29 protein-coding genes and 1 pseudogene are annotated in these 24,803 nt (G+C 56.6%); 21 read left to right on the forward strand and 9 right to left on the reverse strand.

Features of this window, described 5'->3' with window-relative positions:
* A pseudogene (locus tag IB246_RS21725) lies at positions 1 to 124 on the forward strand (integrase core domain-containing protein); the annotation flags it as partial.
* 482 nt (positions 125 to 606) lie between these two features.
* On the opposite strand, the gene IB246_RS21730 reads toward IB246_RS21725, so the two are convergent.
* Both IB246_RS21730 and IB246_RS21735 read right to left on the reverse strand, forming a co-directional pair.
* Complete coding sequence (locus IB246_RS21730; RefSeq protein ID WP_008037601.1) at positions 607 to 1,629, reverse strand: acyltransferase family protein; 1,023 nt, start codon at positions 1,627 to 1,629, stop codon at positions 607 to 609.
* Between the two features lie 437 nt (positions 1,630 to 2,066).
* On the reverse strand, positions 2,067 to 3,014 hold the full coding sequence (locus IB246_RS21735; protein WP_081500183.1) for an SGNH/GDSL hydrolase family protein: 948 nt from the start codon (positions 3,012 to 3,014) through the stop codon (positions 2,067 to 2,069).
* 238 nt (positions 3,015 to 3,252) lie between these two features.
* Between IB246_RS21735 and IB246_RS21740 the strand changes: the two genes are divergently transcribed.
* Entirely contained in the window at positions 3,253 to 3,708 is a 456-nt protein-coding gene (locus tag IB246_RS21740; RefSeq protein WP_008037579.1) for a DUF2214 family protein, read from the forward strand.
* Between the two features lie 182 nt (positions 3,709 to 3,890).
* Here the strand turns inward: IB246_RS21740 and csrA are convergent, their stop codons facing one another.
* Positions 3,891 to 4,082 carry a carbon storage regulator CsrA gene (csrA, locus tag IB246_RS21745; RefSeq protein WP_008028241.1) on the reverse strand — a complete coding sequence of 64 codons (192 nt, stop codon included), beginning with the start codon at positions 4,080 to 4,082 and terminating at the stop codon, positions 3,891 to 3,893.
* Positions 4,083 to 4,332: 250 nt separating this feature from the next.
* Between csrA and IB246_RS21750 the strand changes: the two genes are divergently transcribed.
* Positions 4,333 to 4,698 carry an SPOR domain-containing protein gene (locus IB246_RS21750; protein WP_008037578.1) on the forward strand — a complete coding sequence of 122 codons (366 nt, stop codon included), beginning with the start codon at positions 4,333 to 4,335 and terminating at the stop codon, positions 4,696 to 4,698.
* 101 nt (positions 4,699 to 4,799) lie between these two features.
* On the opposite strand, the gene IB246_RS21755 is transcribed toward IB246_RS21750, so the two are convergent.
* The 3 genes from IB246_RS21755 to IB246_RS21765 form a co-directional block, all read right to left on the reverse strand.
* A complete protein-coding gene (locus IB246_RS21755; protein ID WP_008028239.1) occupies positions 4,800 to 5,489 on the reverse strand; it encodes an endonuclease in 690 nt (229 codons plus the stop codon).
* 4 nt (positions 5,490 to 5,493) lie between these two features.
* Entirely contained in the window at positions 5,494 to 5,784 is a 291-nt protein-coding gene (locus IB246_RS21760) for a DUF1654 domain-containing protein (RefSeq protein WP_008037577.1), read from the reverse strand.
* Positions 5,785 to 5,941: 157 nt separating this feature from the next.
* Positions 5,942 to 7,030, reverse strand: coding sequence for an asparaginase (locus IB246_RS21765; RefSeq protein WP_008037575.1), 1,089 nt, complete (start codon positions 7,028 to 7,030; stop codon positions 5,942 to 5,944).
* A 352-nt stretch (positions 7,031 to 7,382) separates the two neighbouring features.
* Here IB246_RS21765 and IB246_RS21770 point away from each other — a divergent pair, with 352 nt between their 5' ends.
* From IB246_RS21770 to IB246_RS21805, 8 genes are all read left to right on the forward strand, one after another.
* Positions 7,383 to 7,841, forward strand: coding sequence for a hypothetical protein (locus tag IB246_RS21770; RefSeq protein WP_008037574.1), 459 nt, complete (start codon positions 7,383 to 7,385; stop codon positions 7,839 to 7,841).
* Between the two features lie 186 nt (positions 7,842 to 8,027).
* Positions 8,028 to 8,981, forward strand: a complete 954-nt coding sequence (locus IB246_RS21775) for a sugar ABC transporter substrate-binding protein (protein WP_008028234.1) — start codon at positions 8,028 to 8,030, stop codon at positions 8,979 to 8,981.
* A 56-nt stretch (positions 8,982 to 9,037) separates the two neighbouring features.
* Entirely contained in the window at positions 9,038 to 10,591 is a 1,554-nt protein-coding gene (locus tag IB246_RS21780) for a sugar ABC transporter ATP-binding protein (protein ID WP_008037573.1), read from the forward strand.
* The gene (locus IB246_RS21785) at positions 10,588 to 11,565 is read left to right on the forward strand and encodes an ABC transporter permease (RefSeq protein WP_008037572.1); all 978 of its coding nucleotides are present in this window, start codon (positions 10,588 to 10,590) and stop codon (positions 11,563 to 11,565) included. Before IB246_RS21780 ends, IB246_RS21785 begins: the two co-directional genes overlap by 4 nt.
* Positions 11,566 to 11,568: 3 nt before the next feature.
* Positions 11,569 to 12,588, forward strand: coding sequence for a LacI family DNA-binding transcriptional regulator (locus tag IB246_RS21790; protein ID WP_008037571.1), 1,020 nt, complete (start codon positions 11,569 to 11,571; stop codon positions 12,586 to 12,588).
* Positions 12,589 to 12,629: 41 nt separating this feature from the next.
* Positions 12,630 to 13,547, forward strand: a complete 918-nt coding sequence (gene rbsK, locus IB246_RS21795) for a ribokinase (protein ID WP_008037569.1) — start codon at positions 12,630 to 12,632, stop codon at positions 13,545 to 13,547.
* A complete protein-coding gene (gene rbsD / locus IB246_RS21800; protein ID WP_008037567.1) occupies positions 13,544 to 13,948 on the forward strand; it encodes a D-ribose pyranase in 405 nt (134 codons plus the stop codon). The genes rbsK and rbsD overlap by 4 nt, the downstream gene beginning before the upstream one ends.
* A gap of 43 nt (positions 13,949 to 13,991) precedes the next feature.
* Positions 13,992 to 15,020 carry a nucleoside hydrolase gene (locus IB246_RS21805; protein WP_008037564.1) on the forward strand — a complete coding sequence of 343 codons (1,029 nt, stop codon included), beginning with the start codon at positions 13,992 to 13,994 and terminating at the stop codon, positions 15,018 to 15,020.
* A 31-nt stretch (positions 15,021 to 15,051) separates the two neighbouring features.
* On the opposite strand, the gene IB246_RS21810 is transcribed toward IB246_RS21805, so the two are convergent.
* Positions 15,052 to 15,264, reverse strand: coding sequence for a hypothetical protein (locus IB246_RS21810; RefSeq protein WP_008023978.1), 213 nt, complete (start codon positions 15,262 to 15,264; stop codon positions 15,052 to 15,054).
* A gap of 131 nt (positions 15,265 to 15,395) precedes the next feature.
* On the opposite strand from IB246_RS21810, the gene IB246_RS21815 reads away from it, so the two are divergent.
* Positions 15,396 to 15,701 (forward strand): hypothetical protein, encoded by a 306-nt coding sequence (locus IB246_RS21815; protein ID WP_008023976.1) that lies wholly within the window; start codon positions 15,396 to 15,398, stop codon positions 15,699 to 15,701.
* Between the two features lie 165 nt (positions 15,702 to 15,866).
* Positions 15,867 to 16,187: an I78 family peptidase inhibitor gene (locus IB246_RS21820; protein WP_008037562.1), complete on the forward strand. Its 321-nt coding sequence runs from the start codon at positions 15,867 to 15,869 to the stop codon at positions 16,185 to 16,187.
* A gap of 72 nt (positions 16,188 to 16,259) precedes the next feature.
* Here IB246_RS21820 and IB246_RS21825 read toward each other — a convergent pair whose 3' ends face one another.
* Positions 16,260 to 16,472 (reverse strand): cold-shock protein, encoded by a 213-nt coding sequence (locus tag IB246_RS21825; protein WP_003179963.1) that lies wholly within the window; start codon positions 16,470 to 16,472, stop codon positions 16,260 to 16,262.
* Positions 16,473 to 16,764: 292 nt separating this feature from the next.
* Positions 16,765 to 17,067 carry a hypothetical protein gene (locus IB246_RS21830; protein ID WP_008037560.1) on the reverse strand — a complete coding sequence of 101 codons (303 nt, stop codon included), beginning with the start codon at positions 17,065 to 17,067 and terminating at the stop codon, positions 16,765 to 16,767.
* 373 nt (positions 17,068 to 17,440) lie between these two features.
* Between IB246_RS21830 and thrS the strand changes: the two genes are divergently transcribed.
* The 8 genes from thrS (at position 17,441) to IB246_RS21870 (ending at position 24,731) form a co-directional block, all read left to right on the forward strand.
* Positions 17,441 to 19,363 carry a threonine--tRNA ligase gene (gene thrS, locus IB246_RS21835; protein ID WP_008023971.1) on the forward strand — a complete coding sequence of 641 codons (1,923 nt, stop codon included), beginning with the start codon at positions 17,441 to 17,443 and terminating at the stop codon, positions 19,361 to 19,363.
* Complete coding sequence (gene infC / locus IB246_RS21840) at positions 19,363 to 19,914, forward strand: translation initiation factor IF-3 (protein ID WP_172435341.1); 552 nt, start codon at positions 19,363 to 19,365, stop codon at positions 19,912 to 19,914. The genes thrS and infC overlap by 1 nt, the downstream gene beginning before the upstream one ends.
* 60 nt (positions 19,915 to 19,974) lie before the next feature.
* Complete coding sequence (rpmI, locus tag IB246_RS21845; RefSeq protein ID WP_002553160.1) at positions 19,975 to 20,169, forward strand: 50S ribosomal protein L35; 195 nt, start codon at positions 19,975 to 19,977, stop codon at positions 20,167 to 20,169.
* A 28-nt stretch (positions 20,170 to 20,197) separates the two neighbouring features.
* On the forward strand, positions 20,198 to 20,554 hold the full coding sequence (gene rplT / locus IB246_RS21850; RefSeq protein WP_007905879.1) for a 50S ribosomal protein L20: 357 nt from the start codon (positions 20,198 to 20,200) through the stop codon (positions 20,552 to 20,554).
* A 109-nt stretch (positions 20,555 to 20,663) separates the two neighbouring features.
* Positions 20,664 to 21,680 (forward strand): phenylalanine--tRNA ligase subunit alpha, encoded by a 1,017-nt coding sequence (pheS, locus tag IB246_RS21855; RefSeq protein WP_007905876.1) that lies wholly within the window; start codon positions 20,664 to 20,666, stop codon positions 21,678 to 21,680.
* Between the two features lie 26 nt (positions 21,681 to 21,706).
* A complete protein-coding gene (gene pheT / locus IB246_RS21860; RefSeq protein WP_008023968.1) occupies positions 21,707 to 24,088 on the forward strand; it encodes a phenylalanine--tRNA ligase subunit beta in 2,382 nt (793 codons plus the stop codon).
* Between the two features lie 3 nt (positions 24,089 to 24,091).
* Positions 24,092 to 24,394, forward strand: coding sequence for an integration host factor subunit alpha (ihfA, locus tag IB246_RS21865; RefSeq protein ID WP_002553164.1), 303 nt, complete (start codon positions 24,092 to 24,094; stop codon positions 24,392 to 24,394).
* Complete coding sequence (locus IB246_RS21870; RefSeq protein WP_003179985.1) at positions 24,375 to 24,731, forward strand: MerR family transcriptional regulator; 357 nt, start codon at positions 24,375 to 24,377, stop codon at positions 24,729 to 24,731. The genes ihfA and IB246_RS21870 overlap by 20 nt, the downstream gene beginning before the upstream one ends.
* Positions 24,732 to 24,803 lie beyond the last annotated feature (72 nt).

Genomic DNA, 24,803 nt, shown 5'->3' on the forward strand with positions numbered 1-24,803 from the left:
ATGGTGAGTGAATCAATATCGATCTACAACCACGAGCGTCCGCACCAGTCTTTGAAATACAAAACGCCCGATGCGATGCATCGGGCGCTGGGATGAAACAGGTGTAAACCTATTTCAGGACTAGACACTGCGATTTGAAAAACTCCCAGCTCAGAACGCCAATTCGGCACTTGCCTCCAGGTACTCGATCTTCTTTTCGTCGTGCCCCTCCTGATAGTGCTTCGTCATCCTCTCGTTCGCATGCCCCATCAACGCCTGAATGTACTCCTGTGGGAAGCTTGCTGCTCGTACAGCCATCTGAAGTGCGGATCTCGTGAAAAGAGGGGAGGCTCGCCGGCTGGCATATGGTCGTAGGCGCGCGCTGCATCCGGGGCCTTGCTGAGCTCCTTGTTCAGGTAGTGCGGGGTTGCCGACGCCCGGTGGTCCTTTGCGTCGATCTGTTCTCGGCGCCGCGCCTTGGGCTTGTAGTGGAACAGGCGTGGCGGCACCAGTGGCGACCGCTCCGTGAGCTGGAGCAGGCCAGGCAGCCTCTGAGGCTGGAGGGGAGGGGAGGCACACATTTTTCAAGGGTGTGCCTTGGCCGGAGATTGGTATGGATTCCTGTGGCTACGTTGGACTTGTAGCCTGTCTGGCGCTTTCCAATACCCTTTTTTTAGTAAGCTTCGAAATCGGCAACTCGATGAAGGCAAAGCTCCACCAAGAAAACACCATAATCAAAGAGCAAGTAATTATTAGTGTAAGCGTCAGGTTTAAATCAAAGTGATTTTTTGCGCTCAGCATGTACCAAATCACTATCGGATGGATGAGGTATGTGGAGTACGAAAAATCACCTAATTTGGTAAGTATTGAAAGTTTAGGAAGATATCTTTCTTGCGATATGATCGCGATCACGATTATTGCGCTCGGAATCCCAAGCCGCATTGGGTCATGAGTGTCGGTGTCTGGCATTAATGCTACTGCTGCAATCGATATTGCTACCAGAGGAATGGCAGCCATCGGGTTGATTCGTTTAAGTAACCCAAGCTGGTAAATGATGGAGATTATTATCCCCAGCAAGAATTCATATACTATTGGGGCCCCGTAGAATAAGAACGATCCACCCATTTTTGGCAATATGTAAGTCGATATGATAACCCCGAAAAATATCGCAGGAGCTAGAAGGGCGCGGGGCAGGAAAAGAGATAAAAAGAATATCGCATAAAAAAGCACTTCGTAATTTAGCGTCCATCCTACTGTGAGGATCGGATATATTCCTATGCCAGACGGATTTGGGGTGGGAATGAAAAAAAGACTTTTTAGCAGGGATATGCTATCGACGCCCAATAAGGGCATTATGGATGGAGCCCAGTAAATCGTCGCAGCGGTAATTAGGGTGAAAATCCAGTATGCCGGTACTATTCGAGCGGCTCTTTGTATGAAAAATTCTCCAGGTGTCAACGATCTCTGGGAGGCAGAAGTAAAAATGACAAAGCCACTGATTACGAAAAAAATATCAACCCCGATAGATCCGTATAGCGCGATGATATTTGATACTTCATTACTTTTTCCATAACCGAAAATCTGAATGTAGTGGTGGAATACTACAATCCATGCGGCGAGAGCTCTAAGAATCTGAACTGAATTTAGCATTACGATTTCATTCGAAAAAATTGAGTATACCGATAAGCGATCAAGTCCGCCTCTTCTCTGGTGGTCCCCACGGTCAATCGTCTGCTGCGGACGCCTGAGCTGCTGGAACAGACCGAGTGGGCGGCGAAGTCGGCGGCGTGGTTCTGGAATTCGAGAAGCCGGAACGTGCCGGCCGATGCCGGAATTTGAGGCGCAAGCGGCGAACGAAGCCGGGGGGGGGGGCGCGCGAAAAAGGAACAATCCCTCAACAGTCAATCAACAAAGCGATTCAAGATGGCGTCTAGTCCTGAATATGGTTTATACCTGTTTCAGGACTGGACACTGCGATTTGCAAAGCCATCGCCGCGCTACATCATCAGGTCGGCTCTAGCCTTCATGTAAGCCGTGGGCTTACATTTGTCGGAAGACCAAAAGCCAGGACCTGGAGCCACCGATGGTTACTGAGCGACTTGATTAAAAGTTTTACGGATGTCGGTGCCGAGTATTTCGGTGATCTTTTGATAGCCTTCAAAGTTCGGATGGACTGCGTTATCCCAGAAATAGCTTTGGCTGTTTGGAAGCTTCCTGAACTCGGAGCCCAAGTCGATTATTTTGCAGTCGCATCCCTCGCCATTCCACGCAAGTAACAATCTGTTCACTTCTTCGTTGTGTGCATCATGTTCGTCAAGCCGAGGAAGCAGGGTGGAGATGATGACCTGTCCGCCTTTTTCGTTCAGTGCCTTCGCAATCTCTTTCAGGTTTTCAATAGTTTTCGGTGGCGCCCAAAAATTCCAATCGTTTGTTCCTGCAAGCACAAAGTAATAATTGGATGGTTTGATTTTGTCCAGGCGGTCAATGACTTGCTGGGTATTGTTGCCACCTTCACCGGCATGTCCATAACCAACTACATCGGTGTGAGGCCCTACAAACTGCACTCCAGGCAACTCTGGGGCGAGCAGGCAACGGAAATAACGGCCGTAGCTCCACCAGGTAATCGAGTCGCCTACCATCGTCAGGGTTTTAGCGTTTTTCACGGGTTCTGTTTTAAGGGCGTAAAACTCGTAGATCCCGGTTTTTTTCGGAGCTTTTCCGGATTCCCACTCAACGTTCCCGACATAAGAAACCCCGTCAATCAGGAAAGCCTCACCCACGCGGAATCTCGCAGATGATTTGCCGGAATCCATTTCATAAAGAGTGTCAAAGTCGAACACTGCATTCTTGCCAGTGATGTCGCCGGTCTCCGGCGAGAATTTGATCGCGTCGGATTTCAGCCTTTTCGTCTCAAAAGACCCAATCAGGGTTTTCCCGACGATGGTCGTGGGTTGCATCTCGCAGGCTGCTTGCGCTGTAGAGGCGCACAGCATGAGGAAAAATATTATTTTGCGCATTGGAGCGATCAGATTCATGCCGAATGATGAGCGGGAGTCTACAAGGAGAATGATCGGGTGTCTGTCACATGGCCATCATTGCAAACAAGCGCAGCGCCGGCCTGAGTGAGGATCTTCTTTGCACCTGCTTGCAGCTCGCGAATGACTTTGTTTTCTTTTCTTCGTTTGCGTCTCCCGCGTGGGGGAGGGGCAATCCCCGATTTTATGGGCTACTACTGACAGGCTGATCCAACTCAAACCTGACTGGAGTATCTCGATGCTTGCCCACTGGTTTTTTGCGGCGATTCATCTCTTGGCTTACGCCCTGGGTTTCTGGGCCGTACTGACCCGCGGCAGCGCTTTTCGGCGGTTGGCCGCGGGGCTGGGTGAGGCGCGCAGCGTCTTGATTGCAGATAATCTGTGGGGCATTTCAGCGGTCATTCTGCTGATCACCGGTGGGATGCGAGCCTTTGCCGGGTACGAAAAGGGCACTGACTACTATCTTCACCAGCCATTGTTCCATCTGAAGATGACACTTTTCGTACTGATTCTGCTGCTTGAAATCGCGCCGATGATCACCCTGATCAAATGGCGGATTGCGCAGGCGCGTGGCGCAGCCATTGATGCCAGTCGTGCGAAGCTGTTCGCGCGGATCAGCCATATCGAAGCGCTGCTGGTGATGTTGATGGTCGTGGCGGCCACGGGCATGGCGCGGGGAGTGACGTTTGGTTAGCCGAGTACGAATGCATACTTCCCCAGGCTTAATCCGAAACGTCCGACAGCCATGACGTGAGACATGCCGGTAGTATCGGCTTCACGTTCGGGGGTGGGGGATGCAGGAGTGATCGCTGTGCGTGAATCTTTAGCCAGCCGTGGTTCGGGGACGAACAGGCTGGCTACTGACTGCAGCAGGATTCAGGATTGCGGCTTGTCCGGGGCGGTCAGGCCTGCCTGAATGCGCTGATAGATTTCTTCGCGGTGTACCGCAACGTCTTTCGGGGCGTTGATGCCAATTCTGACTTGCTGGCCGCTTACGCCCAGAATGGTGATCGTAATGTCATCGCCAATATTTATGCTTTCACCGACTTTGCGGGTGAGTATCAGCATGGTCTTCTCCTTGATTGCTTTGTAGGGCACCTGATTCGGACAGTGCAGAGGTCGGTGGTATCTATAGATTAGTGCGAAGTTTCACGGTTTGGGTGCCTCTTTCTGACGCGCAGATGCTGCATTGATTCCCAAGGCGTAACTATACAGAGGCCGCCTCCATGATTCTCGTTGTTTTGCGCCCATTTTGCGGCACTCGAGAAGTATTCATGGGTGTTAAAATCTCCGCTTTCAGCATTCAGAGGGAAGCGTTGTGCGCAAAATGGCTTTGGTAATCGCAGTACTGGCATTGGCGGGATGCGGTGAGGATAAGCGCGCTGATGCGCCAAAGCCGCAGCCAGCCGTGGCGGCAGCACCGGCGGCGGTATCTGCGCCGCAGTGGGATCTGGAAGTGCGAGGTGAAATAACCCAGGCTGTCAGCGACCTGAGTGGCTGGCTGATCGAGCACAGTTTCGTTTCCAGCGTGGTCAAGGAAAATGGCAAGACCCGCATCCTGATGGGGCCATTCAATTCCAAAGCCGAAGCTGAAGCCAAGCAGGAAGAAGTGCGCGCGGCACTGACCCGGGCGAAAAAACAGAACATCGAACTGCTGGTCATCGAGCATCCGGTGACTCAGTAAGGCGTCATCGGTCACCCAAACGCTTGGGTGCCAGCAGCACGATTGAAAACGAAAAAGGCCTGGGGCATTCAACCCCAGGCCTTTTTGTTTTCAACAAGCGCTTAACCGCAAGCTTTCATGTCCACCGGCCCGACAAACTCGTTGCCGCGCCCCATCACGCACGCAACGCTCTGATTGCGCTGACGTTCCCAGGCCTGTACCGGATAGGTTTTGTTCCATGCTTCGTACAGTTGCCGATCCTGTTTCGACAGGCGCAAACCGTACTGCTTGCTCATGTAAAAGTACGTTCGGGCGATCATTCCGCGAATGGAAGGGCGGGGCATGACTTTTTTTGCCTTGAAGTCGACCTGGGTCAGGCACGAACCGTATTGGCCCGATTGCTCCGGCAACCAGCCAAAACTGAAATTGCTGCGATCGCCATTCACCTCGCCGATGCTCGGCACCAGATTATGCAAGTCGGCCTCGGCCTTCTGGTAAGTCGGGTCGTAGCGCGTGCAGTTCTTGCGTCCGCCTTCCTGCCAGCACTGGCGCTGATGGCCGATCTGCCAGGCGGGGACGATGTGTTCCCACTCGATGCGCGAAGCGCGCTTGGCATTTTTGCGTGGCACATAACCGCAGGCCGACAGGTCCACCTTGTTGCCGGTGTATTTACAGCCGCAATAGAACTCGGTGGATTGCGGGGCGTACAGCTTCCAGGCGACTTTCTTGGCTTCGTTGAAGGTGCGCGGGGCGTCAGCTTGCGCGCCCATCGCGAAGAGCAAAAACAGCAAAGCAAAAAAACGGACACTCATTGACTCAATCTTCCTTCGGCACAACCCAGAAAATCTGCACACCGCCATCGTCGCGGTAGGCGAGGGTGACGTTGTCGTTTTCGTCGATTTCTTCGAGTAGTTGCTCCCACTCATCCACTGGCTCGTCCGGAAGTCGGAAGATCAGGGCCGCCTTGGCTTTCTGGGCGGTGGGGGAGTTGATGATTTTCTGAACGCGCATACCCATGCGTACATAGGCATCAGGAGAGGCAGAGGTGGTGGCCACGGAATTGTCCTTATTAAGCTGTACGTGCATACAGTATTTAACTGTAGGCATTTTCGCAACTGCTTAAAATTCAAGAAAATCCTCTGACAGCAGTTTTTCCCGATTGGTGTAGGACGAAGGAGATTTTTTTATCAGACAAGAGACCACTCGCCACGGCCGGCGAGTGGTGAAAGCGGTGCCCGACCGGAACCGGTCGGGCGAGGGCGAATCAGTATTCCCAGAACATCCGTTGCAGCTCTTTGCTGTCGTTGGTCTTGGTCAGCGCGACCATGGCCAGGATGCGAGCCTTCTGTGGGTTCAGGTCATGGGCCACAACCCAGTCGTACTTGTCGTCTGGCTGTTCGGCGTTACGCAATACGAAGCCACCGGCGTTGACGTGGGAGGAGCGAATGATTTGCACGCCATCCTTGCGCAGGGCTTGCAGGGCTGGAACCACGCGCGAAGACACCGAACCGTTGCCGGTGCCCGCGTGGATGATGGCTTTGGCGCCGGATTGAGCCAGCGCTTTGTAGGCGGTATCACTCACGTTGCCGTAGGAATAGGCGATTTCGACGTCAGGCAGGCTCTTGATGTTCTTGATGTCGAACTCCGAGTCCATGGTGTGGCGCTTGGCCGGCAGGCGGAACCAGTAGGATTTGCCTTCGACCACCATGCCGAGAGGACCCCAGGCACTTTTAAACGCCTCGGTCTTGATGTTGATCATCTTGCTGACGTCGCGACCCGACTGGATTTCATCGTTCATGGTCACCAGTACGCCTTTGCCGCGCGCGTCTTTGCTGCCGGCCACGGCCACGGCGTTGTACAGGTTCAGCATGCCGTCTGCGGACATCGCGGTGCCTGGGCGCATGGAGCCCACGACGATGATCGGCTTGTCGGTTTTTTCCACCAGGTTCAGGAAGTAGGCAGTTTCTTCCAGGGTGTCGGTGCCGTGGGTGATGACGATGCCATCGACGTCTTTGCTGTCAGCCAGTTCGGCCACGCGACGACCCAGTTGCAGCAGGTTGTCGTTGGTAATGCTTTCGGAGGCGATCTGCATGACCTGTTCGCCGCGAACATTGGCCAATTGGCTCAGTTCCGGAACGCCGGCGATCAACTGTTCGATGCCGACTTTCGCCGCTTGATACGTCGCGCTGTTGGCGGCGCTGGCGCCCGCGCCGGCAATGGTGCCGCCGGTGGCCAGGATCACCACGTTCGCCAGTTTCTGTTTGGTTTCGACTTCTTTCGCCTGAAGGGCTGTCGGAAGGAGTAGCAGGAGGGCCAAGGCGCCCGGAACAAAAGTCTTGAAAGCAGATGTCATTATTTTTCTCTCTAGTAGTGAGACGGTGCGGATGCAGGTTCATCTAGATGCGCCCCGGACAGATCTGAATGTCTGGGGTGAATGAGAGGGAGCAGGATCTGTACCAGTCATGTCTGGAAATAAAAAATAGCTTTAACCCAATGATTTGTATCAATTATTCGGACTGTGTTGAGCGAGGTTTAAACGCTCTGTTGTCCGGTTTTCCGAATATGTTTGTTATTTGCGTTCGGCTCACCGAAAAGGGCTACGGCTTCTGTTGAACAGGTCTTCTTGCCAGACGGCAAATCATTGCTAAAGAAACCTGCGCGCAGGTCGATGCCTCTCTGAGGGATCTTTTTTTTCAGGAGTTCACATGTCGTTTTCGATAGGCTTTCCCAATGCAGGCGCAATCACCATCGGTGGCAAATCCACCGCAACGATCAAAGCCTTGAGCGAATCAACTTCCGAGGCTTCGACACTGGCGTTGGGTACCGAGGAGGAGGGTGGCGCCACCAAGGTCCGGACCGGCGGCGCGGTGATCGAAACGAAAACGGAAAGCGATAGCGAAAGCGGCAGCGACCAAAGCGTCGTGGTGAAGATGTTGCTCAAGCGTATGCAGGAGCTGCAGCAGCAACTGCGCGAACAACAGCAACAATTGGCGGCGGCTCAAGTGGCGAATTACCCGACACCGGAAGCCAAGACCGATGTCGTCATGTCGATTCAGGGGCAAATTGCCAACACCAGCGGGGCGCTGGCGGAAGTCACAGGCAATCTGGTCAAGGAACTGGCCAAGAGCTCCGGCTCGGGCGGTGTGATCAGCACCACGGCATAAGCGGTTTTGTTACCGCAAGCACAAACCGTGTTTTTCGGCCGTTGACAAATAGCGGCAGGGTTCGCATAGTTCGGTCTACGCAAACGTTTGCGCGGCACTGCCGATGGCTTGTTCCATCGGTTTACGCGGTGAAACTTATGCCAGCGCAAGCGTTGCTCAGAATAATCATAAGATCGGAGTGAACCCATGAAGCTGCCATTCGCTGGACGTCTTCTCGCTGTCGCTATGCTGGCTGCCGCATCCGCCGCGTTGCCTGTCTCCTCGGCCTTCGCCGACACTGAAAAACCCAAAGTCGCACTGGTCATGAAATCCTTGGCCAACGAATTCTTCCTGACCATGGAAGACGGCGCCAAGGCCTATCAGAAAGATCACTCCGCCGATTTCGACCTGATCTCCAACGGCATCAAGGACGAAACGGACACTGCGGGCCAGACACGTATCGTCGAGCAAATGATTCTGGCCAAGGTCAATGCACTGGTGATCGCACCTGCTGACTCGAAGGCCATGGTCCCGGTGATCAAGAAAGCCATCGATGCCGGTATCACCGTGGTCAACATCGATAACCAGCTGGATCCAGCGGTCGTCAAAAGCAAAAACATCAATGTTCCGTTCGTAGGCCCGGACAACCGCAAGGGTGCGCGTCTGGTGGGTGAGTACCTGGCCAAGCAGCTGAAGGCCGGTGACGAAGTCGGCATCATCGAAGGTGTGTCCACCACCACCAACGCCCAGGCTCGCACTGCAGGTTTCAAGGATGCGATGGAAGCGGCGCAGATCAAGGTCGTGTCCCTGCAATCCGGTGATTGGGAAATCGATAAAGGCAACAAGGTCGCCGCGTCGATCCTCAGCGAATACCCGCAAGTCAAAGCCCTGCTGGCCGGCAACGACAGCATGGCTGTCGGCGCAGTGTCTGCCGTGCGTGCCGCGGGCAAGGCCGGCAAGGTGCAAGTGGTCGGCTACGACAACATCAACGCCATCAAGCCGATGCTCAAGGATGGCCGTGTCCTGGCCACCGCTGACCAGTTCGCTGCCAGGCAAGCCGTGTTCGGCATCGAGACGGCGCTGAAGATCGTCAAGGGTGAGAAAGTCGACAGCGGCACCAACGGCGTAATCGAAACTCCGGTAGAGCTGGTTACCAAGTAGTCCTTCTGGCGACACAACGGTGCTCGCCCGTCCGGGCGAGCGCATGGAGAGTTTTTATGTCTGTTTGCGCTCCGAACGCTGTCCTCTCGGTCAGCGGTATCGGCAAGACCTACGCGCAGCCTGTCCTCACCGGTATCGACCTGACGCTGATACGCGGCGAAGTGTTGGCGCTGACCGGCGAGAACGGCGCCGGCAAAAGCACGCTGTCGAAGATCATTGGTGGATTGGTCACGCCGACCACCGGCCAGATGCAATTCCAGGGGCAGGATTACCGCCCCGGCAGCCGTACCCAGGCTGAAGACCTGGGCATTCGCATGGTCATGCAGGAACTCAACCTGTTGCCGACCCTGTCGGTGGCGGAAAACCTGTTTCTCGATAACCTGCCCAGCAACGGCGGCTGGATCAGTCGCAAGCAATTGCGCAAGGCCGCGATCGAAGCCATGGCACAGGTCGGGCTCGATGCGATCGACCCGGACACCCTCGTCGGCGAACTGGGCATCGGTCATCAACAGATGGTCGAGATCGCCCGCAACCTGATCGGCGATTGCCATGTGCTGATCCTCGACGAGCCGACCGCGATGCTGACGGCCCGTGAAGTCGAAATGCTGTTCGAGCAAATCACGCGCCTGCAAGCTCGTGGTGTGTCGATCATCTATATCTCCCATCGCCTCGAAGAGCTGGCGCGGGTGGCTCAGCGCATTGCGGTGTTGCGCGACGGCAATCTGGTTTGCGTCGAGCCGATGGCCAACTACAACAGTGAGCAATTGGTGACCTTGATGGTTGGCCGTGAGCTCGGTGAACACATCGACATGGGGCCGCGCAACATCGGCGCGCCGGCGTTGACGGTCAAGGGGCTGACCCGCTCCGACAAAGTGCGCGACGTCTCCTTTGAAGTGCGCGCCGGCGAGATCTACGGGATCTCCGGTTTGATCGGGGCAGGGCGCACCGAGTTGCTACGCCTGATCTTCGGCGCCGACACAGCGGACAGCGGCACGGTTGCGCTGGGTTCGCCGGCACAGGTCGTGAGCATTCGTTCGCCGGCGGACGCGGTCGGTCATGGCATTGCCCTGATCACCGAAGACCGCAAGGGTGAGGGCTTGCTGCTGACGCAATCGATCAGCGCGAATATTGCCCTGGGTAACATGCCGGAGATTTCCCGCGGCGGTTTCGTCAACAACGGTGACGAGATGTCGTTGGCCCAGCGTCAGATCGACGCCATGCGCATCCGCAGTTCCAGCCCGACGCAATTGGTCTCGGAGTTGTCCGGCGGCAATCAGCAGAAAGTCGTGATCGGCCGTTGGCTGGAACGCGATTGTTCGGTGTTGCTGTTCGACGAGCCGACTCGCGGCATCGACGTCGGCGCCAAATTCGACATCTATGCACTGCTTGGTGAGCTGACTCGTCAGGGCAAGGCGCTGGTGGTGGTGTCCAGCGACCTGCGCGAACTGATGCTGATCTGCGACCGCATCGGCGTGCTGTCGGCGGGGCGCCTGATCGAGACATTCGAGCGCGACAGCTGGACCCAGGATGACTTGCTTGCCGCTGCTTTTGCCGGCTATCAAAAACGTGATGCGCTGCTCAACGAAGCAGCGCCTAGGGATCTTCCATGAAAACTGCAGCATCTGCCGGTAAACGTAGTGGCAATTTTTACGGCCTCGGCACCTATCTGGGCCTGGCCGGTGCCTTGCTGGCGATGGTCGCGCTGTTCTCGGTCCTGAGCAGCCATTTTCTGTCTTACGACACGTTCAGCACCCTGGCCAACCAGATTCCGGACTTGATGGTGCTGGCGGTCGGCATGACGTTCGTGTTAATCATCGGCGGCATCGACCTGTCGGTGGGCTCGGTGCTGGCACTCGCGGCGTCGACGGTCAGCGTGGCGATTCTCGGCTGGGGCTGGAGCGTATTGCCGGCAGCATTGCTCGGTATGGCGGCCGCCGCATTGGCGGGGACGATCACCGGTTCGATCACCGTGGCGTGGCGGATTCCTTCGTTCATCGTCTCCCTCGGCGTGCTGGAGATGGCACGCGGTGTGGCGTATCAGATGACCGGCTCGCGCACCGCCTATATCGGTGATGCCTTTGCCTGGCTGTCCAACCCGATCGCCTTCGGCATTTCGCCGTCGTTCATCATTGCCTTGCTTATCATCTTCATTGCCCAGGCCGTGTTGACCCGCACGGTGTTCGGGCGCTACCTGATCGGTATCGGCACCAACGAAGAAGCCGTGCGTCTGGCAGGGATCAATCCGAAACCCTACAAGATTCTGGTGTTCAGTCTGATGGGGCTGCTGGCCGGTATCGCCGCGCTGTTCCAGATTTCCCGCCTGGAGGCGGCGGACCCGAATGCCGGCTCCGGCCTGGAGCTGCAAGTGATCGCCGCGGTGGTGATTGGCGGCACCAGCTTGATGGGCGGGCGCGGTTCGGTCATCAGCACGTTTTTCGGGGTGTTGATCATCTCGGTACTGGCGGCCGGTCTGGCGCAGATCGGCGCAACCGAACCGACCAAACGCATCATCACCGGCGCGGTCATCGTGGTGGCGGTGGTGCTTGATACCTATCGCAGTCAGCGCGCAAGCCGGCGGACCTGAGTCATGGCAACAATCAAGGATGTGGCAGCGCTCGCGGGGATTTCCTACACCACGGTTTCCCATGTGGTGAACAAGACCCGGCCTGTCAGCGAAGAAGTGCGGATCAAGGTCGAAGCGGCAATCAAAAGTCTCGACTACGTGCCCAGCGCCGTGGCCCGCTCATTAAAAGCCAAGACCACCGCGACTATTGGTCTGCTGGTGCCCAACAGCCTCAACCCGTACTTCGCCGAGCTGGCGCGCGGCATCGAGGATTACTGCGAGCGCAATGGCTATTGCGTGATCCTCTGCAATTCCGATGACAACCCGGACAAGCAGCGCAGCTACCTGCGCGTATTGCTGGAAAAGCGCATTGACGGGCTGATCGTGGCGTCGGCCGGTGGGGACGCCGTGCTGGCAGAAGGTCTGGCGGGCGTGCGCACGCCGATGGTGATTGTCGACCGTGGGCTGGAAGGGGTTGATGCGGACCTGGTGCGCATCGATCACGAGTACGGCGCTTATCTGGCGACCCGCCATCTTCTGGAATTGGGGCATCGGGACATCGCCACCATTGGCGGGCCGGCCAGTACCAGCGTCGCGCAGATGCGTCTGGCAGGTTATTGCCGCGCCTTGAAAGAGGCGGGCGTCGAAGTGCCTCGCGAACGCATACTGGAAAGCGACTTCACCAGTACCGGCGGTTACAGCGCGGCCGCGATCCTCCTGGAAAACAATCCGCCCAGCGCCATCTTCGCCGGTAACGACATGATCGGCATCGGCGTGTTGCGCGCCGCCGCCGAGCGCAATATTCGTGTGCCGAGCGAACTGTCGGTGATTGGCTTCGACGATATCCAGATGAGCCGTTATGTCTACCCGGCGCTGACCACTGTGGGGCAGTCGATCCTGCAGCTCGGCGAGATGGCGGCCGAAGTGCTGTTGCGCAGGATCGCCACACCGGCCATGGCCACCGATCAACGGATCGTGACGCCCAGCATTGTGCTGCGCGAATCGACTGCACCGCTGGCCGGTGTGTTTGCCCACTTCCGTTAAACAGAAAGCACCGTTGAAATTGCATTTATGAGTAGTGATGTATGCCAGCAAAAGTAGTGGTGATAGGCAGCCTGAACATGGACCTGGTGACCCGCGCGTCACGGTTGCCCCGTGGCGGTGAAACGCTGATTGGTGAGTCGTTTGCCACGGTCTCCGGTGGCAAGGGTGCGAATCAGGCGGTTGCTGCGGCGCGACTGGGTGCGCAGGTGTCGATGGTCGGTTGCGTGGGCAGCGATGCCTATGGCGAGGAACTGCGCGGAGCGCTGTTGGCCGACCGTATCGATTGTCAGGCGGTCAGCACCGTCGATGGTGCCAGCGGTGTGGCGTTGATTGTGGTCGATAACAACAGCCAGAACGCGATCGTGATTGTCGCCGGTGCCAACGGTGCATTGACGTCGGCAGTGATTGATCGCTTCGATGCGGTGTTGCAGGCAGCGGATGTGATCATCTGTCAGCTCGAAGTGCCGGATGCCACGGTCGGTCATGCGCTCAAGCGCGGTCGTGAACTGGGGAAAACCGTGATTCTCAACCCGGCGCCCGCCAGCCGACCGTTGCCGGCAGACTGGTATGCGGCCATCGACTATCTGATCCCTAACGAGAGCGAGGCCTCGGCCCTTAGCGGTTTGCCGGTGGATTCACTGGAAACCGCCGAAGTCGCGGCGACCCGATTGATCGCCATGGGGGCCGGCAAGGTGATCATCACCCTCGGTGCCCAAGGCTCGCTGTTTGCCAATGGAAGCAGCTTCGAACACTTTCCTGCGCCGAAGGTAAAGGCAGTCGATACCACGGCGGCGGGCGATACCTTTGTCGGCGGTTTTGCTGCTGCACTGGCCGCCGGCAAAAACGAGGCGCAAGCGATCCGTTTTGGTCAGGTCGCTGCGGCGCTGTCAGTGACCCGTGCCGGCGCGCAACCCTCGATCCCTACTTTGTCCGACGTACAGGCCTTTAAAGCACCATGAAAAAAACACCGTTGCTCAACATCGCGCTGTCGCGACTGATCGCTTCCCTGGGGCATGGCGACATGGTCGTGATTGGCGATGCCGGCCTGCCGGTTCCGCCGGGTGTCGAGCTGATCGACCTGGCCTTGACCCACGGCGTTCCGGATTTCATCAGCACGTTGAAGGTTGTGCTCAGCGAAATGCAGGTCGAAAGCCACGTCTTGGCCCAGGAGATTCTGGACAAGCAGCCGTCGGCGCTGGTGACACTGGATGAGCTGAATGCCGAAGGTGCGCTGGGCCGGCGTGAGCTGCTCAGTCATGACCAATTCAAAGTCCTGAGCCGACAGGCGCGGGCGATTGTTCGTACAGGCGAATGTCAGCCGTACTGCAACGTCGTGCTGGTGGCCGGGGTCACGTTCTGATTCGTTTTCGTCTGTCTGCTTTTCCACGCACAAGGAGTGCGCTATGTACCGCTATGCTCAGAAACTGCACCATCTGCTCCGGAGTCTGCTGCTTTTGTCCCTGATTACCGCAACAAGCGCCCAGGCGGCGGAAAAGATCGACTTGATCATCGACACCGACCCGGGTGCCGACGACGTGGTCGCTTTGCTGTTTGCGCTGGCGTCACCAGAAGAACTGAACATCCGCGCGTTGACCACCGTCGCCGGCAACGTACGTCTGGACAAGACCTCGCGTAATGCGCGGCTGGCCCGCGAGTGGGCGGGGCGCGAGGATGTGCCGGTTTATGCCGGTGCGCCGAAACCGCTGATGCGTACGCCGATTTATGCCGAGAACATTCATGGTAAGGAAGGCCTGTCTGGCGTCACCGTGCATGAGCCGAAGCAAGGTTTGGCAAAGGGTAATGCAGTCAATTACCTGATCGACACCTTGAAAACCGCCAAGCCCCACAGCATCACCATCGCTATGCTCGGTCCACAGACCAACCTGGCGCTGGCGCTGATCCAGGAGCCCGAAATCGTTCAGGGCATCAAGGAAGTGGTGATCATGGGTGGTGCTCACTTCAACGGTGGCAACATCACCCCGGTGGCCGAGTTCAACCTGTTCGCCGACCCGCAGGCTGCCGAAGTGGTGCTGAAAAGTGGCGTCAAACTGACCTATCTGCCATTGGACGTGACCCACAAGATCCTCACCAGCGAAGCGCGCCTGAAGCAGATCGCCGCACTGAACAACAATGCCAGCAAGCTGGTGGGCGATATTCTCAACGAGTACGTCAAAGGCGACATGGAGCACTACGGTCTTCCGGGTGGCCCGGTACATGACGCGACGGTCATTGCCTACCTGCTCAAGCCGGAGCTGTTCACCGGCCGTTCGGTCAATGTGGTGGTTGATAGCCGCGAAGGCCCGACTTTCGGTCAAACCATCGTCGACTGGTATGACGGCCTGAAAGCGCCGAAAAACGCTTTCTGGGTCGAAAGCGGTGATGCCCAGGGTTTCTTCGACCTGCTGACCCAGCGTCTGGCTCGTCTGAAGTAAGTTGTACTCCCGCAGGTGCCAGCCTGCGGGGTTACTCCCTTTCGTTGTATTCAGCGCCCTTGTAGTCGGCCGGGTACTTCTCGAATACCTGCGCGATGAAGGTTTGCGCCGCTTCAGTCCCCAGCTCCTTGACCAATAGATCGATACCAATGATTGCCAGCTCTTCCGGACTGCCTGGGCTGTAAGAGCTGTGGCCTTGTGGCCACTTGGCTTTGATGTCGGCGTCGATGCTTACGGTGGTCATGATGGTGCTCGTGAATTCGGGAAAGTCTGGGGGTGAGTTAAGCATTTTGCAGAGTGTTTGGCACTCCGACTTAGGCATGAGGGAAAGGCTATGCGACACTTGGGTTTTGATGATTTTTCAAGGACCGTGCTGTGCAGATTGATTTGAACTCTCCTGACGGCTTGACCCTTGAGGCAGTGCGCCAGCTGCTGGCCTCTGCCAGTGATGATGAGCACACCCAATTGCGGGTGACCAAGGGCGGCATCGCTTACATTTCATCGGGTGTCGTGGGCGGCACGGACATCGGCGGGCTGCTGTTTCGTCTGGAGACGTGGGCCAAGGGCTCGGGGTATGTGGGATTGGTCGCGGCCAGTGACGAGGTGTGGGTCATGCAGATCTTCAATGCGCTGAAAGAGAACTGGCCATCACCACCATTCGATTACATCGATATTTATTGAGCGCAGGTCATATTCAGTCACGATTGCGGGGTGAATGACCGGGAGTGCTCAGGCAAACTCGCCGCTTGTCCGGGGCGAGGGCAGGGCGCTGGCGCTGCCTGTGAAACCAAACGCCAGATTGGCGGTCGCACGATCTCAGCTTAACTATTGAAAAAAGGAGGCTTCATGCCTTGGAAGCTCGCGTCATTGGGTACTTTGTTGGCCGCTAGTCTGCTGGCAGGTTGCAGCAGCACATCTACCGAATCGGCAACAGACCCTGTCACGACGACGGATACCGGCCACAGTCGATGCGAAGCAAAGGCTGCCGAATTCACCATTGGCAAAAAGGCTTCGCCCGCGCTGCTGGAACAGGCGCGTGTTCGCGCAGGTGCGCAGAATGCCCGTATCCTCAAGCCTGACGATATGGTGACGCTGGAGTACCGCTCCGACCGCTTGAACCTGAACACCGATGCCAACCTGGTGATCACGCGCATCAACTGCGGCTGATAGCGTCCGGCTTTTGCTTCACCCATAAAAAACCCCGTCACATGGACGGGGTTTTTTTAGTGCGCCAAGAAATTACTCTGGGCGAACTTGAGCAGCTTGCATACCCTTTTGGCCTTTCTCAGCCACGAAGGAAACAGTCTGGCCTTCTTTCAGGCTTTTGAAACCGTCGCTTTCGATAGCTTTGAAGTGTACGAACAGGTCGTCACCGCCACCTTGAGGAGTGATGAAGCCGAAGCCTTTTTCATCGTTGAACCATTTAACGGTGCCGGTTTGGCGATTAGACATGGTGTATCTCCAAGAAACATATATTTTCAGTAGTACTGTGCTGCTCAGGCCAACTGGGCACACCGGGGTATCATAGTCGAAATGTTCGCTTTGGGAGCCCCCCGGACGTGCTGTTTGCCCTACAGTCGCGCTTTCTTTGTTGCCTGATGTGGCTGAAAGCCCCGATTTAAAAGGCTTTCAGCCGAAAGTAAAGACGATAAAAAAACCTGTAAAACCTGCATAAATTGTCGAAAAAGGCGGTTTTCAGATGCCTTTTGCCGGCACCAAACCCTTTTTTGACGCCTTGTCGGGCTTATTTTTTCTGCGGATTATTGGCCTTGCACTTGGAAATCTGGGTCAGGGCCTGTTGTTTCAGGGCGTCACTGGCCTGGTTGTCCATCAACGACTGAATGTCGCTGGCCGGGTATGACTTGATTGCATCGGCACCACAAGCGCAGTGGGCTTTTGCAGCCGCAGCGCCGATCTGAGGGGTGGCCGCTTCGGTGCACTGAGCCATGTATTTCTCGCGCTCGCCCTTCGGCCAATCGGCATGGGCGGCCAACGGCAGCAACAGGACGATGGGGGCGACTACTGCGAACAAACGATTCAGACGCATGCTGGGATGCTCCTTGTGGGTCAATGTCTTGTTATCTGAGGGGTAAAGCGGGGTTCAAGTTCAGCACTCTGGCATAAAAAGGACTGATTTGCCCCAGCAGAAAACCTCGGCACCGCGACGACCGTTCATCTGTGCTAGCATGCCTGGCTCGGGTATTTGCAAGCTCCGCAGACCTTCAGTCACGGTGGCGGCAGATGTTCGAATAACCCTGATTTGAATCCCAGTCACTCTGGTTCGGTTTTCCGGTTGGCCGCAAGGCTCCTGCCGCTGTAAGGCAGGCGTTCGTCATTGAATGGCCTGGACCGGATCTTGTACTGGCTCATCCCAACCCACGTGACCTTTGGTAGGGGTCACCACTAGGAGAGGAGGCGCCATGCCAACTATTACTCTTCCCGACGGCAGTCAACGTTCATTCGATCACCCGGTTTCCGTAGCCGAGGTCGCCGCATCCATTGGTGCAGGTCTGGCCAAGGCCACCGTGGCCGGCAAGGTCGATGGCAAGCTGGTCGACGCCAGCGACATCATCAGCGCCGACGCTACGCTGCAAATCATTACGCCAAAGGATGAAGAGGGGCTGGAGATCATTCGCCACTCTTGCGCCCACCTGGTTGGCCATGCGGTCAAGCAGCTGTATCCGACCGCCAAAATGGTCATCGGCCCGGTCATCGACGAAGGCTTCTATTACGACATCGCCTTCGAGCGTCCTTTTACTCCGGACGACCTGGCCGCCATCGAACAGCGCATGCAACAGCTGATCGAAAAAGATTACGACGTGATCAAGAAAGTCACTCCGCGCGCCGAAGTGATCGAAGTGTTCAAGGCCCGTGGCGAAGACTACAAGCTGCGCCTGGTCGAGGACATGCCGAACGAACAGGCCATGGGCCTGTACTATCACGAAGAATACGTCGACATGTGCCGCGGTCCGCACGTGCCGAACACCCGCTTCCTGAAATCCTTCAAGCTGACCAAGTTGTCCGGCGCCTACTGGCGTGGCGATGCCAAAAACGAGCAATTGCAGCGCGTCTACGGCACCGCATGGGCGGACAAGAAGCAGCTGGCGGCTTACATCCAGCGCATCGAAGAAGCTGAAAAGCGCGATCACCGCAAGATCGGCAAGCGCCTGGGCCTGTTCCACACCCAGGAAGAGTCGCCGGGCATGGTGTTCTGGCACCCGAACGGCTGGACGCTGTATCAGGTACTCGAGCAGTACATGCGCAAGGTTCAGCGCGACAACGGCTACCTGGAGATCAAGACTCCACAAGTCGTTGACCGCAGCCTGTGGGAGAAATCCGGGCACTGGGCCAACTACGCCGACAACATGTTCACCACTCAGTCGGAAAACCGCGACTACGCCATCAAGCCAATGAACTGCCCTTGCCACGTGCAAGTGTTCAACCAGGGCCTGAAAAGCTACCGCGAGTTGCCGATGCGCCTGGCCGAGTTCGGTGCCTGCCACCGTAACGAGCCATCGGGTGCGCTGCACGGCATCATGCGTGTGCGTGCGTTCACTCAGGACGACGCGCACATCTTCTGCACCGAAGAGCAGATGCAGGCCGAATCCGCTGCGTTCATCAAGCTGACCATGGACGTCTACGCCGATTTCGGCTTCAAAGACGTCGAGATGAAGCTGTCCACTCGTCCGGAAAAACGCGTCGGTTCCGACGAGCTGTGGGATCGCGCCGAAGCTGCATTGGCTGCAGCCCTTGATAGCGCTGGCCTGCCGTACGATCTGCAGCCGGGCGAGGGTGCGTTCTACGGTCCGAAGATCGAGTTCTCGCTGAAAGATTGCCTTGGTCGCGTCTGGCAGTGTGGTACCCTGCAGCTCGATTTTAACCTGCCTGTCCGTCTGGGAGCCGAATACGTCTCCGAAGACAACAGTCGCAAGCATCCGGTGATGTTGCACCGGGCGATCCTTGGATCCTTCGAACGTTTCGTCGGAATCCTGATCGAGCACTACGAGGGTGCATTCCCTGCGTGGCTGGCTCCGACCCAGGCAGTGATCATGAACATCACTGACAAACAGGCCGATTTTGCCGCCGAGGTTGAAAAAACTCTCAACGAAAGCGGATTTCGTGCCAAGTCTGACTTGAGAAATGAAAAGATCGGCTTTAAAATCCGCGAGCATACTTTGCTCAAGGTTCCCTATCTCTTGGTTATCGGAGATCGGGAAGTCGAGATGCAGACTGTCGCTGTGCGTACTCGTGAAGGTGCTGACCTGGGCTCGATGCCCGTCGCCCAGTTCGCTGAGTTTCTCGCGCAAGCGGTTTCCCGGCGTGGTCGCCCAGATTCGGAGTAATTATTATTAAGCGTGAAATGAGACAAGATAAACGAGCTGCACCGAAAGCCCCGATCAACGAGAATATCTCGGCACGCGAGGTTCGGTTAATTGGGGCTGAAGGTGAACAGCTTGGGATTGTGTCAATTGAAGACGCGCTTCTTAAGGCTGAAGAGGCCAAGCTGGATTTGGTGGAGATTTCCGCCGATGCAGTACCCCCTGTTTGCAAACTGATGGACTACGGCAAATCGATCTTCGAGAAGAAGAAGCAGATTGCCGCGGCCAAGAAAAACCAGAAGCAGATTCAGGTTAAAGAAATCAAGTTTCGTCCAGGGACGGAGGAAGGGGATTACCAGGTAAAACTGCGCAACCTGGTACGTTTCCTGAGTGATGGGGACAGGGCCAAGGTATCCTTGCGATTCCGCGGCCGTGAGATGGCCCACCAGGAGCTGGGGATGGAACTCCTCAAGCGAGTTGAAGGTGACTTGCTCGAGTACGGTTCGGTCGAACAGCATCCTAAGATGGAAGGACGCCAGCTGATCATGGTCATCGCCCCGAAAAAGAAGAAGTAATCAACAGGGCACGGCAGGCCTTCTGATTATGTTTATCAACTGAATGCGGAGTATCCGAACATGCCAAAAATGAAAACGAAAAGTGGTGCTGCTAAGCGGTTTCTGAAAACTGCTAACGGTATCAAGCACAAGCACGCTTTCAAGAGCCACATCCTGACTAAAATGTCGACCAAGCGTAAGCGTCAACTGCGCGGTAGCAGCTTGCTGCATCCGTCTGACGTGGCAAAAGTCGAGCGCATGCTGCGCCTTCGTTAATTTTAGTCAAGAATAGAGGAAGTAACTCATGGCTCGTGTAAAGCGTGGCGTCATTGCCCGTAAACGTCACAAAAAAATTCTGAAACTTGCTAAAGGCTACTACGGCGCTCGCTCGCGCGTATTCCGTGTTGCCAAGCAAGCGGTAATCAAGGCAGGCCAATACGCCTACCGTGACCGTCGTCAGAAAAAACGTCAGTTCCGCGCTCTGTGGATCGCTCGTATCAACGCTGGTGCACGTATCAACGGTCTGTCCTACAGCCGTTTCATCGCCGGCCTGAAAAAAGCGTCCATCGAGATCGACCGTAAGGTTCTGGCTGATCTGGCAGTGAACGAAAAAGCGGCGTTTGCTGCGATTGTCGAGAAAGCTAAAGCCACCTTGGCTTAAGTACCCCCGACAGTCACCCGGCCTCACCTCTGTGGGGCCAGGTGTTAAACGTCATAAATAGGGGAAGAGCCTTCAAGCTCTTCCCCTATTTTGTATCTGGAGTCTGTACATGGAAAACCTGGATGCGCTCGTCTCTCAAGCACTAGAGGCTGTGCAAAGCGCTGAAGATATCAATGCCCTGGAGCAAATCCGGGTTCACTACCTTGGCAAAAAGGGTGAATTGACTCAGGTGATGAAGACCCTGGGGAATTTGCCGGCAGAAGAGCGTCCGCAAGTCGGCGCCCTGATCAACGTTGCCAAGGAGCGTGTCACAGAGGTTCTCAATGCCCGCAAGGCACTGTTTGAAGAGGCCGACCTGGCCGCCAAACTGTCTGCCGAGTCCATTGACGTGACCCTGCCTGGCCGTGGCCAGACCTCGGGTGGTCTGCATCCGGTTACTCGCACTCTGGAACGTATCGAACAGTTCTTCACCCACATTGGCTACGGCATCGCCGAAGGTCCTGAGGTCGAAGACGATTACCACAACTTCGAAGCGCTCAACATCCCAGGCCATCACCCGGCCCGGTCGATGCATGACACCTTCTATTTCAATGCCAACATGTTGTTGCGCACCCATACCTCGCCGGTACAGGTCCGCACCATGGAATCGAAACAGCCACCGATCCGCATCGTCTGCCCAGGCCGTGTGTATCGTAGCGACTCCGATATCACCCACTCGCCGATGTTCCACCAGGTCGAAGGCCTGCTGGTCGATCGCGATATCAACTTCGCCGACCTGAAAGGGACCATCGAAGAATTCCTGCGCGTGTTCTTCGAAAAAGAACTGGCCGTGCGTTTCCGTCCTTCGTACTTCCCGTTCACCGAGCCATCCGCTGAAGTCGACATGGAATGCGTGATGTGCAGCGGCAAAGGCTGCCGTGTCTGCAAGCAGACTGGCTGGCTGGAAGTGATGGGCTGCGGCATGGTTCACCCGAACGTGCTGCGCATGTCCGGGATCGACCCGGAAGAGTTTTCGGGCTTTGCCTTCGGCATGGGCGTTGAGCGTCTGGCCATGCTGCGTTACGGCGTGAACGACTTGCGTCTGTTCTTCGACAACGACTTGCGGTTCCTCGCGCAATTTCGCTAGTCGTAACGAATTCTTAGGAGAGCAGGATGAAATTCAGTGAACAATGGCTGCGTGGCTGGGTTAGCCCGCAGGTAAGTCGCGACGAGCTGGTTGCCCGTCTGTCGATGGCCGGTCTTGAGGTCGATAGCGTTACGCCGGCCGCCGGTGAATTCAGCGGTGTGGTGGTGGGCGAGGTGCTGAGCACCGAGCAGCACCCGGACGCTGACAAGTTGCGTGTTTGCCAGGTCAGCAATGGCTCGGAGACTTTTCAGGTCGTGTGCGGTGCGCCAAACGTGCGTCCGGGCCTGAAGATCCCGTTTGCCATGATCGGTGCCGAACTGCCGGGCGACTTCAAAATCAAGAAAGCCAAGCTGCGTGGCGTTGAGTCCAACGGCATGCTGTGCTCGCAAGCTGAACTGCAAGTGGGCGAAGGCAATGATGGCCTGATGGAGTTGCCGGTCGATGCGCCGGTCGGTCAGGACATTCGTGAATACCTGAACCTGGACGACGCCAGCATCGAGGTCGACCTGACCCCGAACCGCGGCGACTGCCTGTCCCTGGCCGGTCTGGCCCGTGAAGTCGGCGCGCTGTACGCCGCTGAAGTCACCCGCCCGGTCGTGGCGACCGTTCCAGCCGTGCACGATGAAGTGCGTTCGGTTGAAGTGCTGGCACCAGCCGCTTGCCCGCGTTACCTGGGTCGAGTCATCCGCAACGTCGACCTGTCCAAGCCTACGCCGCTGTGGATGGTCGAGCGTCTGCGTCGCGCCGATGTGCGCAGCATTGATGCGGCCGTCGACATCACTAACTACGTGATGCTGGAGCTGGGTCAACCGCTGCACGCGTTCGATCTCGCCGAAATCAATGGCGGCATCCGCGTGCGTATGGCCGAAGAAGGCGAGAAGCTGGTGCTGCTCGACGGTCAGGAAGTCAGCCTGCGTAGCGATACGCTGGTGATCGCCGACCACACCCGCGCCCTGGCAATCGCCGGCGTAATGGGCGGCGAGCACAGTGGCGTCAACACCGCGACCACTCGTGACATTTTCCTTGAAAGTGCGTTCTTCGATCAGATCGCCGTGGCTGGCAAGGCTCGTTCCTACGGCCTGCACACCGACGCCTCGCACCGCTACGAGCGTGGCGTGGACTGGCAACTGGCCCGTGAAGCCATGGAGCGCGCTACTGGCCTGCTGCTGGACATCACTGGCGGCGAAGCCGGTCCGATCATCGAGACCGTCAGCGAACAGCACCTGCCTTCGATTGCGCCGGTTACCCTACGTGCGCAACGCATCACTCAGATGCTGGGTATGGAAATGGATTCGGCCGAAGTCGAGCGCCTGCTCAGCGGCCTGGGTCTGAAGATTTCTGCCGATGGGGCAGGGCAGTGGCGCGTTGAAGTGCCAAGCCATCGCTTCGACATCAGCCTCGAAGTCGACCTGATCGAAGAGCTGGCCCGTCTGTACGGTTACAACCGTCTGCCGGTTCGCTATCCGCAAGCCCGTCTGGCGCCGCAAGCCAAGGCTGAAGCGCGTAGCGATCTGCCTGAACTGCGTCGCCTGCTGGTGGCTCGCGGTTATCAGGAAGCGATCACCTACAGCTTCATCGATCCGAAACAATTCGAGTTGTTTAATCCGGGTGTCGAGCCACTGCTGCTGGCTAACCCGATTTCCAACGACATGGCGGCCATGCGCTCGTCCCTGTGGCCTGGTCTGGTCAAGGCGCTTCAGCACAACCTGAACCGTCAACAGGATCGCGTGCGTCTGTTCGAAAGCGGTCTGCGTTTTGTCGGTCAGCTGGAAGGCTTGAAGCAAGAGCCGATGCTGGCGGGTGTCGTTTGCGGTACTCGTCTTCCGGAAGGCTGGGCACAAGGCCGCGACGTCGTGGATTTCTTCGACGTGAAAGCTGACGTGGAAGCGGTTCTGGGCTTCGCCGGTGCACTGGATTCGTTCACGTTCGTGCCGGGCAAACACCCTGCGTTGCACCCGGGTCAAACCGCACGCATCGAGCGCGAAGGCCGTTTGGTAGGTTTCGTTGGCGCAATCCACCCTGAATTGTCGAAAACCCTCGGTCTCGACCGTCCGGTCTTCGTTTTCGAGCTGGTTCTGGCCGAAGTGGCGTTGGGTAAAATGCCTAAATTCCAGGAGTTGTCGCGCTTTCCTGAAGTGCGTCGTGACCTTGCGCTGATCGCCGAAAAAGACGTCGCAGCCAGCGCTGTACTGGACGTAATCCGTGAAAATGCAGGGGAATGGCTGACGGACCTCAGGCTATTTGACGTGTATCAGGGTAAAGGCATTGATCCTGATAGAAAAAGCCTTGCAGTCGGCTTGACCTGGCAGCATCCATCGCGCACTCTTAATGACGATGAGGTGAATACCACGACGCAAAACATCCTCACCTCGCTCGAACAAAGGTTGAACGCCACGTTAAGGAAGTGACGTATGGGGGCTCTGACGAAAGCTGAAATGGCGGAACGTCTGTATGAAGAGCTGGGCCTGAATAAACGGGAGGCCAAGGAATTGGTCGAACTGTTTTTTGAAGAAATCAGGCACGCTCTTGAAGACAACGAACAAGTCAAATTGTCCGGTTTCGGCAATTTCGACCTTCGGGACAAACGCCAGCGGCCTGGCCGCAATCCGAAAACGGGTGAAGAAATCCCGATCACGGCTCGCCGTGTGGTCACCTTTCGTCCAGGGCAGAAGTTGAAGGCCCGAGTTGAGGCTTATGCTGGAACCAAGTCATAACGACGAGCTACCCGTCATCCCAGGCAAACGCTACTTCACCATTGGTGAAGTCAGCGAGCTGTGTGCGGTAAAACCGCACGTGCTGCGCTATTGGGAGCAGGAGTTTCCTCAACTCAACCCCGTCAAACGGCGCGGAAACCGCCGGTATTATCAGCGACAAGACGTGCTGATGATCCGGCAGATCCGCGCGCTTCTTTACGATCAAGGGTTCACCATCGGCGGCGCACGCTTGCGTTTGTCCGGCGATGAAGCCAAAGACGACACCACTCAATACAAACAGATGATTCGGCAGATGATCGCCGAATTGGAAGATGTGCTGGTGGTCCTCAAGAAATAAATTCATGCGTTTGAATACTTCCAGTTTTCAAAAGCTTGCGATATATTCTTGAGCGTTCTTCGAGATGAAGGA

It is taken from the genome of Pseudomonas sp. PDM01 (assembly GCF_014852325.1).
In the GTDB taxonomy this organism is placed as follows: domain Bacteria; phylum Pseudomonadota; class Gammaproteobacteria; order Pseudomonadales; family Pseudomonadaceae; genus Aquipseudomonas; species Aquipseudomonas migulae.

Excerpts from the sequence above, each read along its gene's own strand:
- IB246_RS21730 (WP_008037601.1), bottom strand. The coding sequence starts at position 1,629 with ATGCTAAATTCAGTTCAGATTCTTAGAGCTCTCGCCGCATGGATTGTA.
- IB246_RS21735 (WP_081500183.1), bottom strand. The coding sequence starts at position 3,014 with ATGAATCTGATCGCTCCAATGCGCAAAATAATATTTTTCCTCATGCTG.
- IB246_RS21740 (WP_008037579.1), top strand. The coding sequence starts at position 3,253 with ATGCTTGCCCACTGGTTTTTTGCGGCGATTCATCTCTTGGCTTACGCC.
- csrA (WP_008028241.1), bottom strand. The coding sequence starts at position 4,082 with ATGCTGATACTCACCCGCAAAGTCGGTGAAAGCATAAATATTGGCGAT.
- IB246_RS21755 (WP_008028239.1), bottom strand. The coding sequence starts at position 5,489 with ATGAGTGTCCGTTTTTTTGCTTTGCTGTTTTTGCTCTTCGCGATGGGC.
- IB246_RS21760 (WP_008037577.1), bottom strand. The coding sequence starts at position 5,784 with ATGCCTACAGTTAAATACTGTATGCACGTACAGCTTAATAAGGACAAT.
- IB246_RS21765 (WP_008037575.1), bottom strand. The coding sequence starts at position 7,030 with ATGACATCTGCTTTCAAGACTTTTGTTCCGGGCGCCTTGGCCCTCCTG.
- IB246_RS21770 (WP_008037574.1), top strand. The coding sequence starts at position 7,383 with ATGTCGTTTTCGATAGGCTTTCCCAATGCAGGCGCAATCACCATCGGT.
- IB246_RS21775 (WP_008028234.1), top strand. The coding sequence starts at position 8,028 with ATGAAGCTGCCATTCGCTGGACGTCTTCTCGCTGTCGCTATGCTGGCT.
- IB246_RS21780 (WP_008037573.1), top strand. The coding sequence starts at position 9,038 with ATGTCTGTTTGCGCTCCGAACGCTGTCCTCTCGGTCAGCGGTATCGGC.
- IB246_RS21785 (WP_008037572.1), top strand. The coding sequence starts at position 10,588 with ATGAAAACTGCAGCATCTGCCGGTAAACGTAGTGGCAATTTTTACGGC.
- IB246_RS21790 (WP_008037571.1), top strand. The coding sequence starts at position 11,569 with ATGGCAACAATCAAGGATGTGGCAGCGCTCGCGGGGATTTCCTACACC.
- rbsK (WP_008037569.1), top strand. The coding sequence starts at position 12,630 with ATGCCAGCAAAAGTAGTGGTGATAGGCAGCCTGAACATGGACCTGGTG.
- rbsD (WP_008037567.1), top strand. The coding sequence starts at position 13,544 with ATGAAAAAAACACCGTTGCTCAACATCGCGCTGTCGCGACTGATCGCT.
- IB246_RS21805 (WP_008037564.1), top strand. The coding sequence starts at position 13,992 with ATGTACCGCTATGCTCAGAAACTGCACCATCTGCTCCGGAGTCTGCTG.
- IB246_RS21810 (WP_008023978.1), bottom strand. The coding sequence starts at position 15,264 with ATGACCACCGTAAGCATCGACGCCGACATCAAAGCCAAGTGGCCACAA.
- IB246_RS21820 (WP_008037562.1), top strand. The coding sequence starts at position 15,867 with ATGCCTTGGAAGCTCGCGTCATTGGGTACTTTGTTGGCCGCTAGTCTG.
- IB246_RS21825 (WP_003179963.1), bottom strand. The coding sequence starts at position 16,472 with ATGTCTAATCGCCAAACCGGCACCGTTAAATGGTTCAACGATGAAAAA.
- IB246_RS21830 (WP_008037560.1), bottom strand. The coding sequence starts at position 17,067 with ATGCGTCTGAATCGTTTGTTCGCAGTAGTCGCCCCCATCGTCCTGTTG.
- thrS (WP_008023971.1), top strand. The coding sequence starts at position 17,441 with ATGCCAACTATTACTCTTCCCGACGGCAGTCAACGTTCATTCGATCAC.
- rpmI (WP_002553160.1), top strand. The coding sequence starts at position 19,975 with ATGCCAAAAATGAAAACGAAAAGTGGTGCTGCTAAGCGGTTTCTGAAA.
- rplT (WP_007905879.1), top strand. The coding sequence starts at position 20,198 with ATGGCTCGTGTAAAGCGTGGCGTCATTGCCCGTAAACGTCACAAAAAA.
- pheS (WP_007905876.1), top strand. The coding sequence starts at position 20,664 with ATGGAAAACCTGGATGCGCTCGTCTCTCAAGCACTAGAGGCTGTGCAA.
- pheT (WP_008023968.1), top strand. The coding sequence starts at position 21,707 with ATGAAATTCAGTGAACAATGGCTGCGTGGCTGGGTTAGCCCGCAGGTA.
- ihfA (WP_002553164.1), top strand. The coding sequence starts at position 24,092 with ATGGGGGCTCTGACGAAAGCTGAAATGGCGGAACGTCTGTATGAAGAG.
- IB246_RS21870 (WP_003179985.1), top strand. The coding sequence starts at position 24,375 with ATGCTGGAACCAAGTCATAACGACGAGCTACCCGTCATCCCAGGCAAA.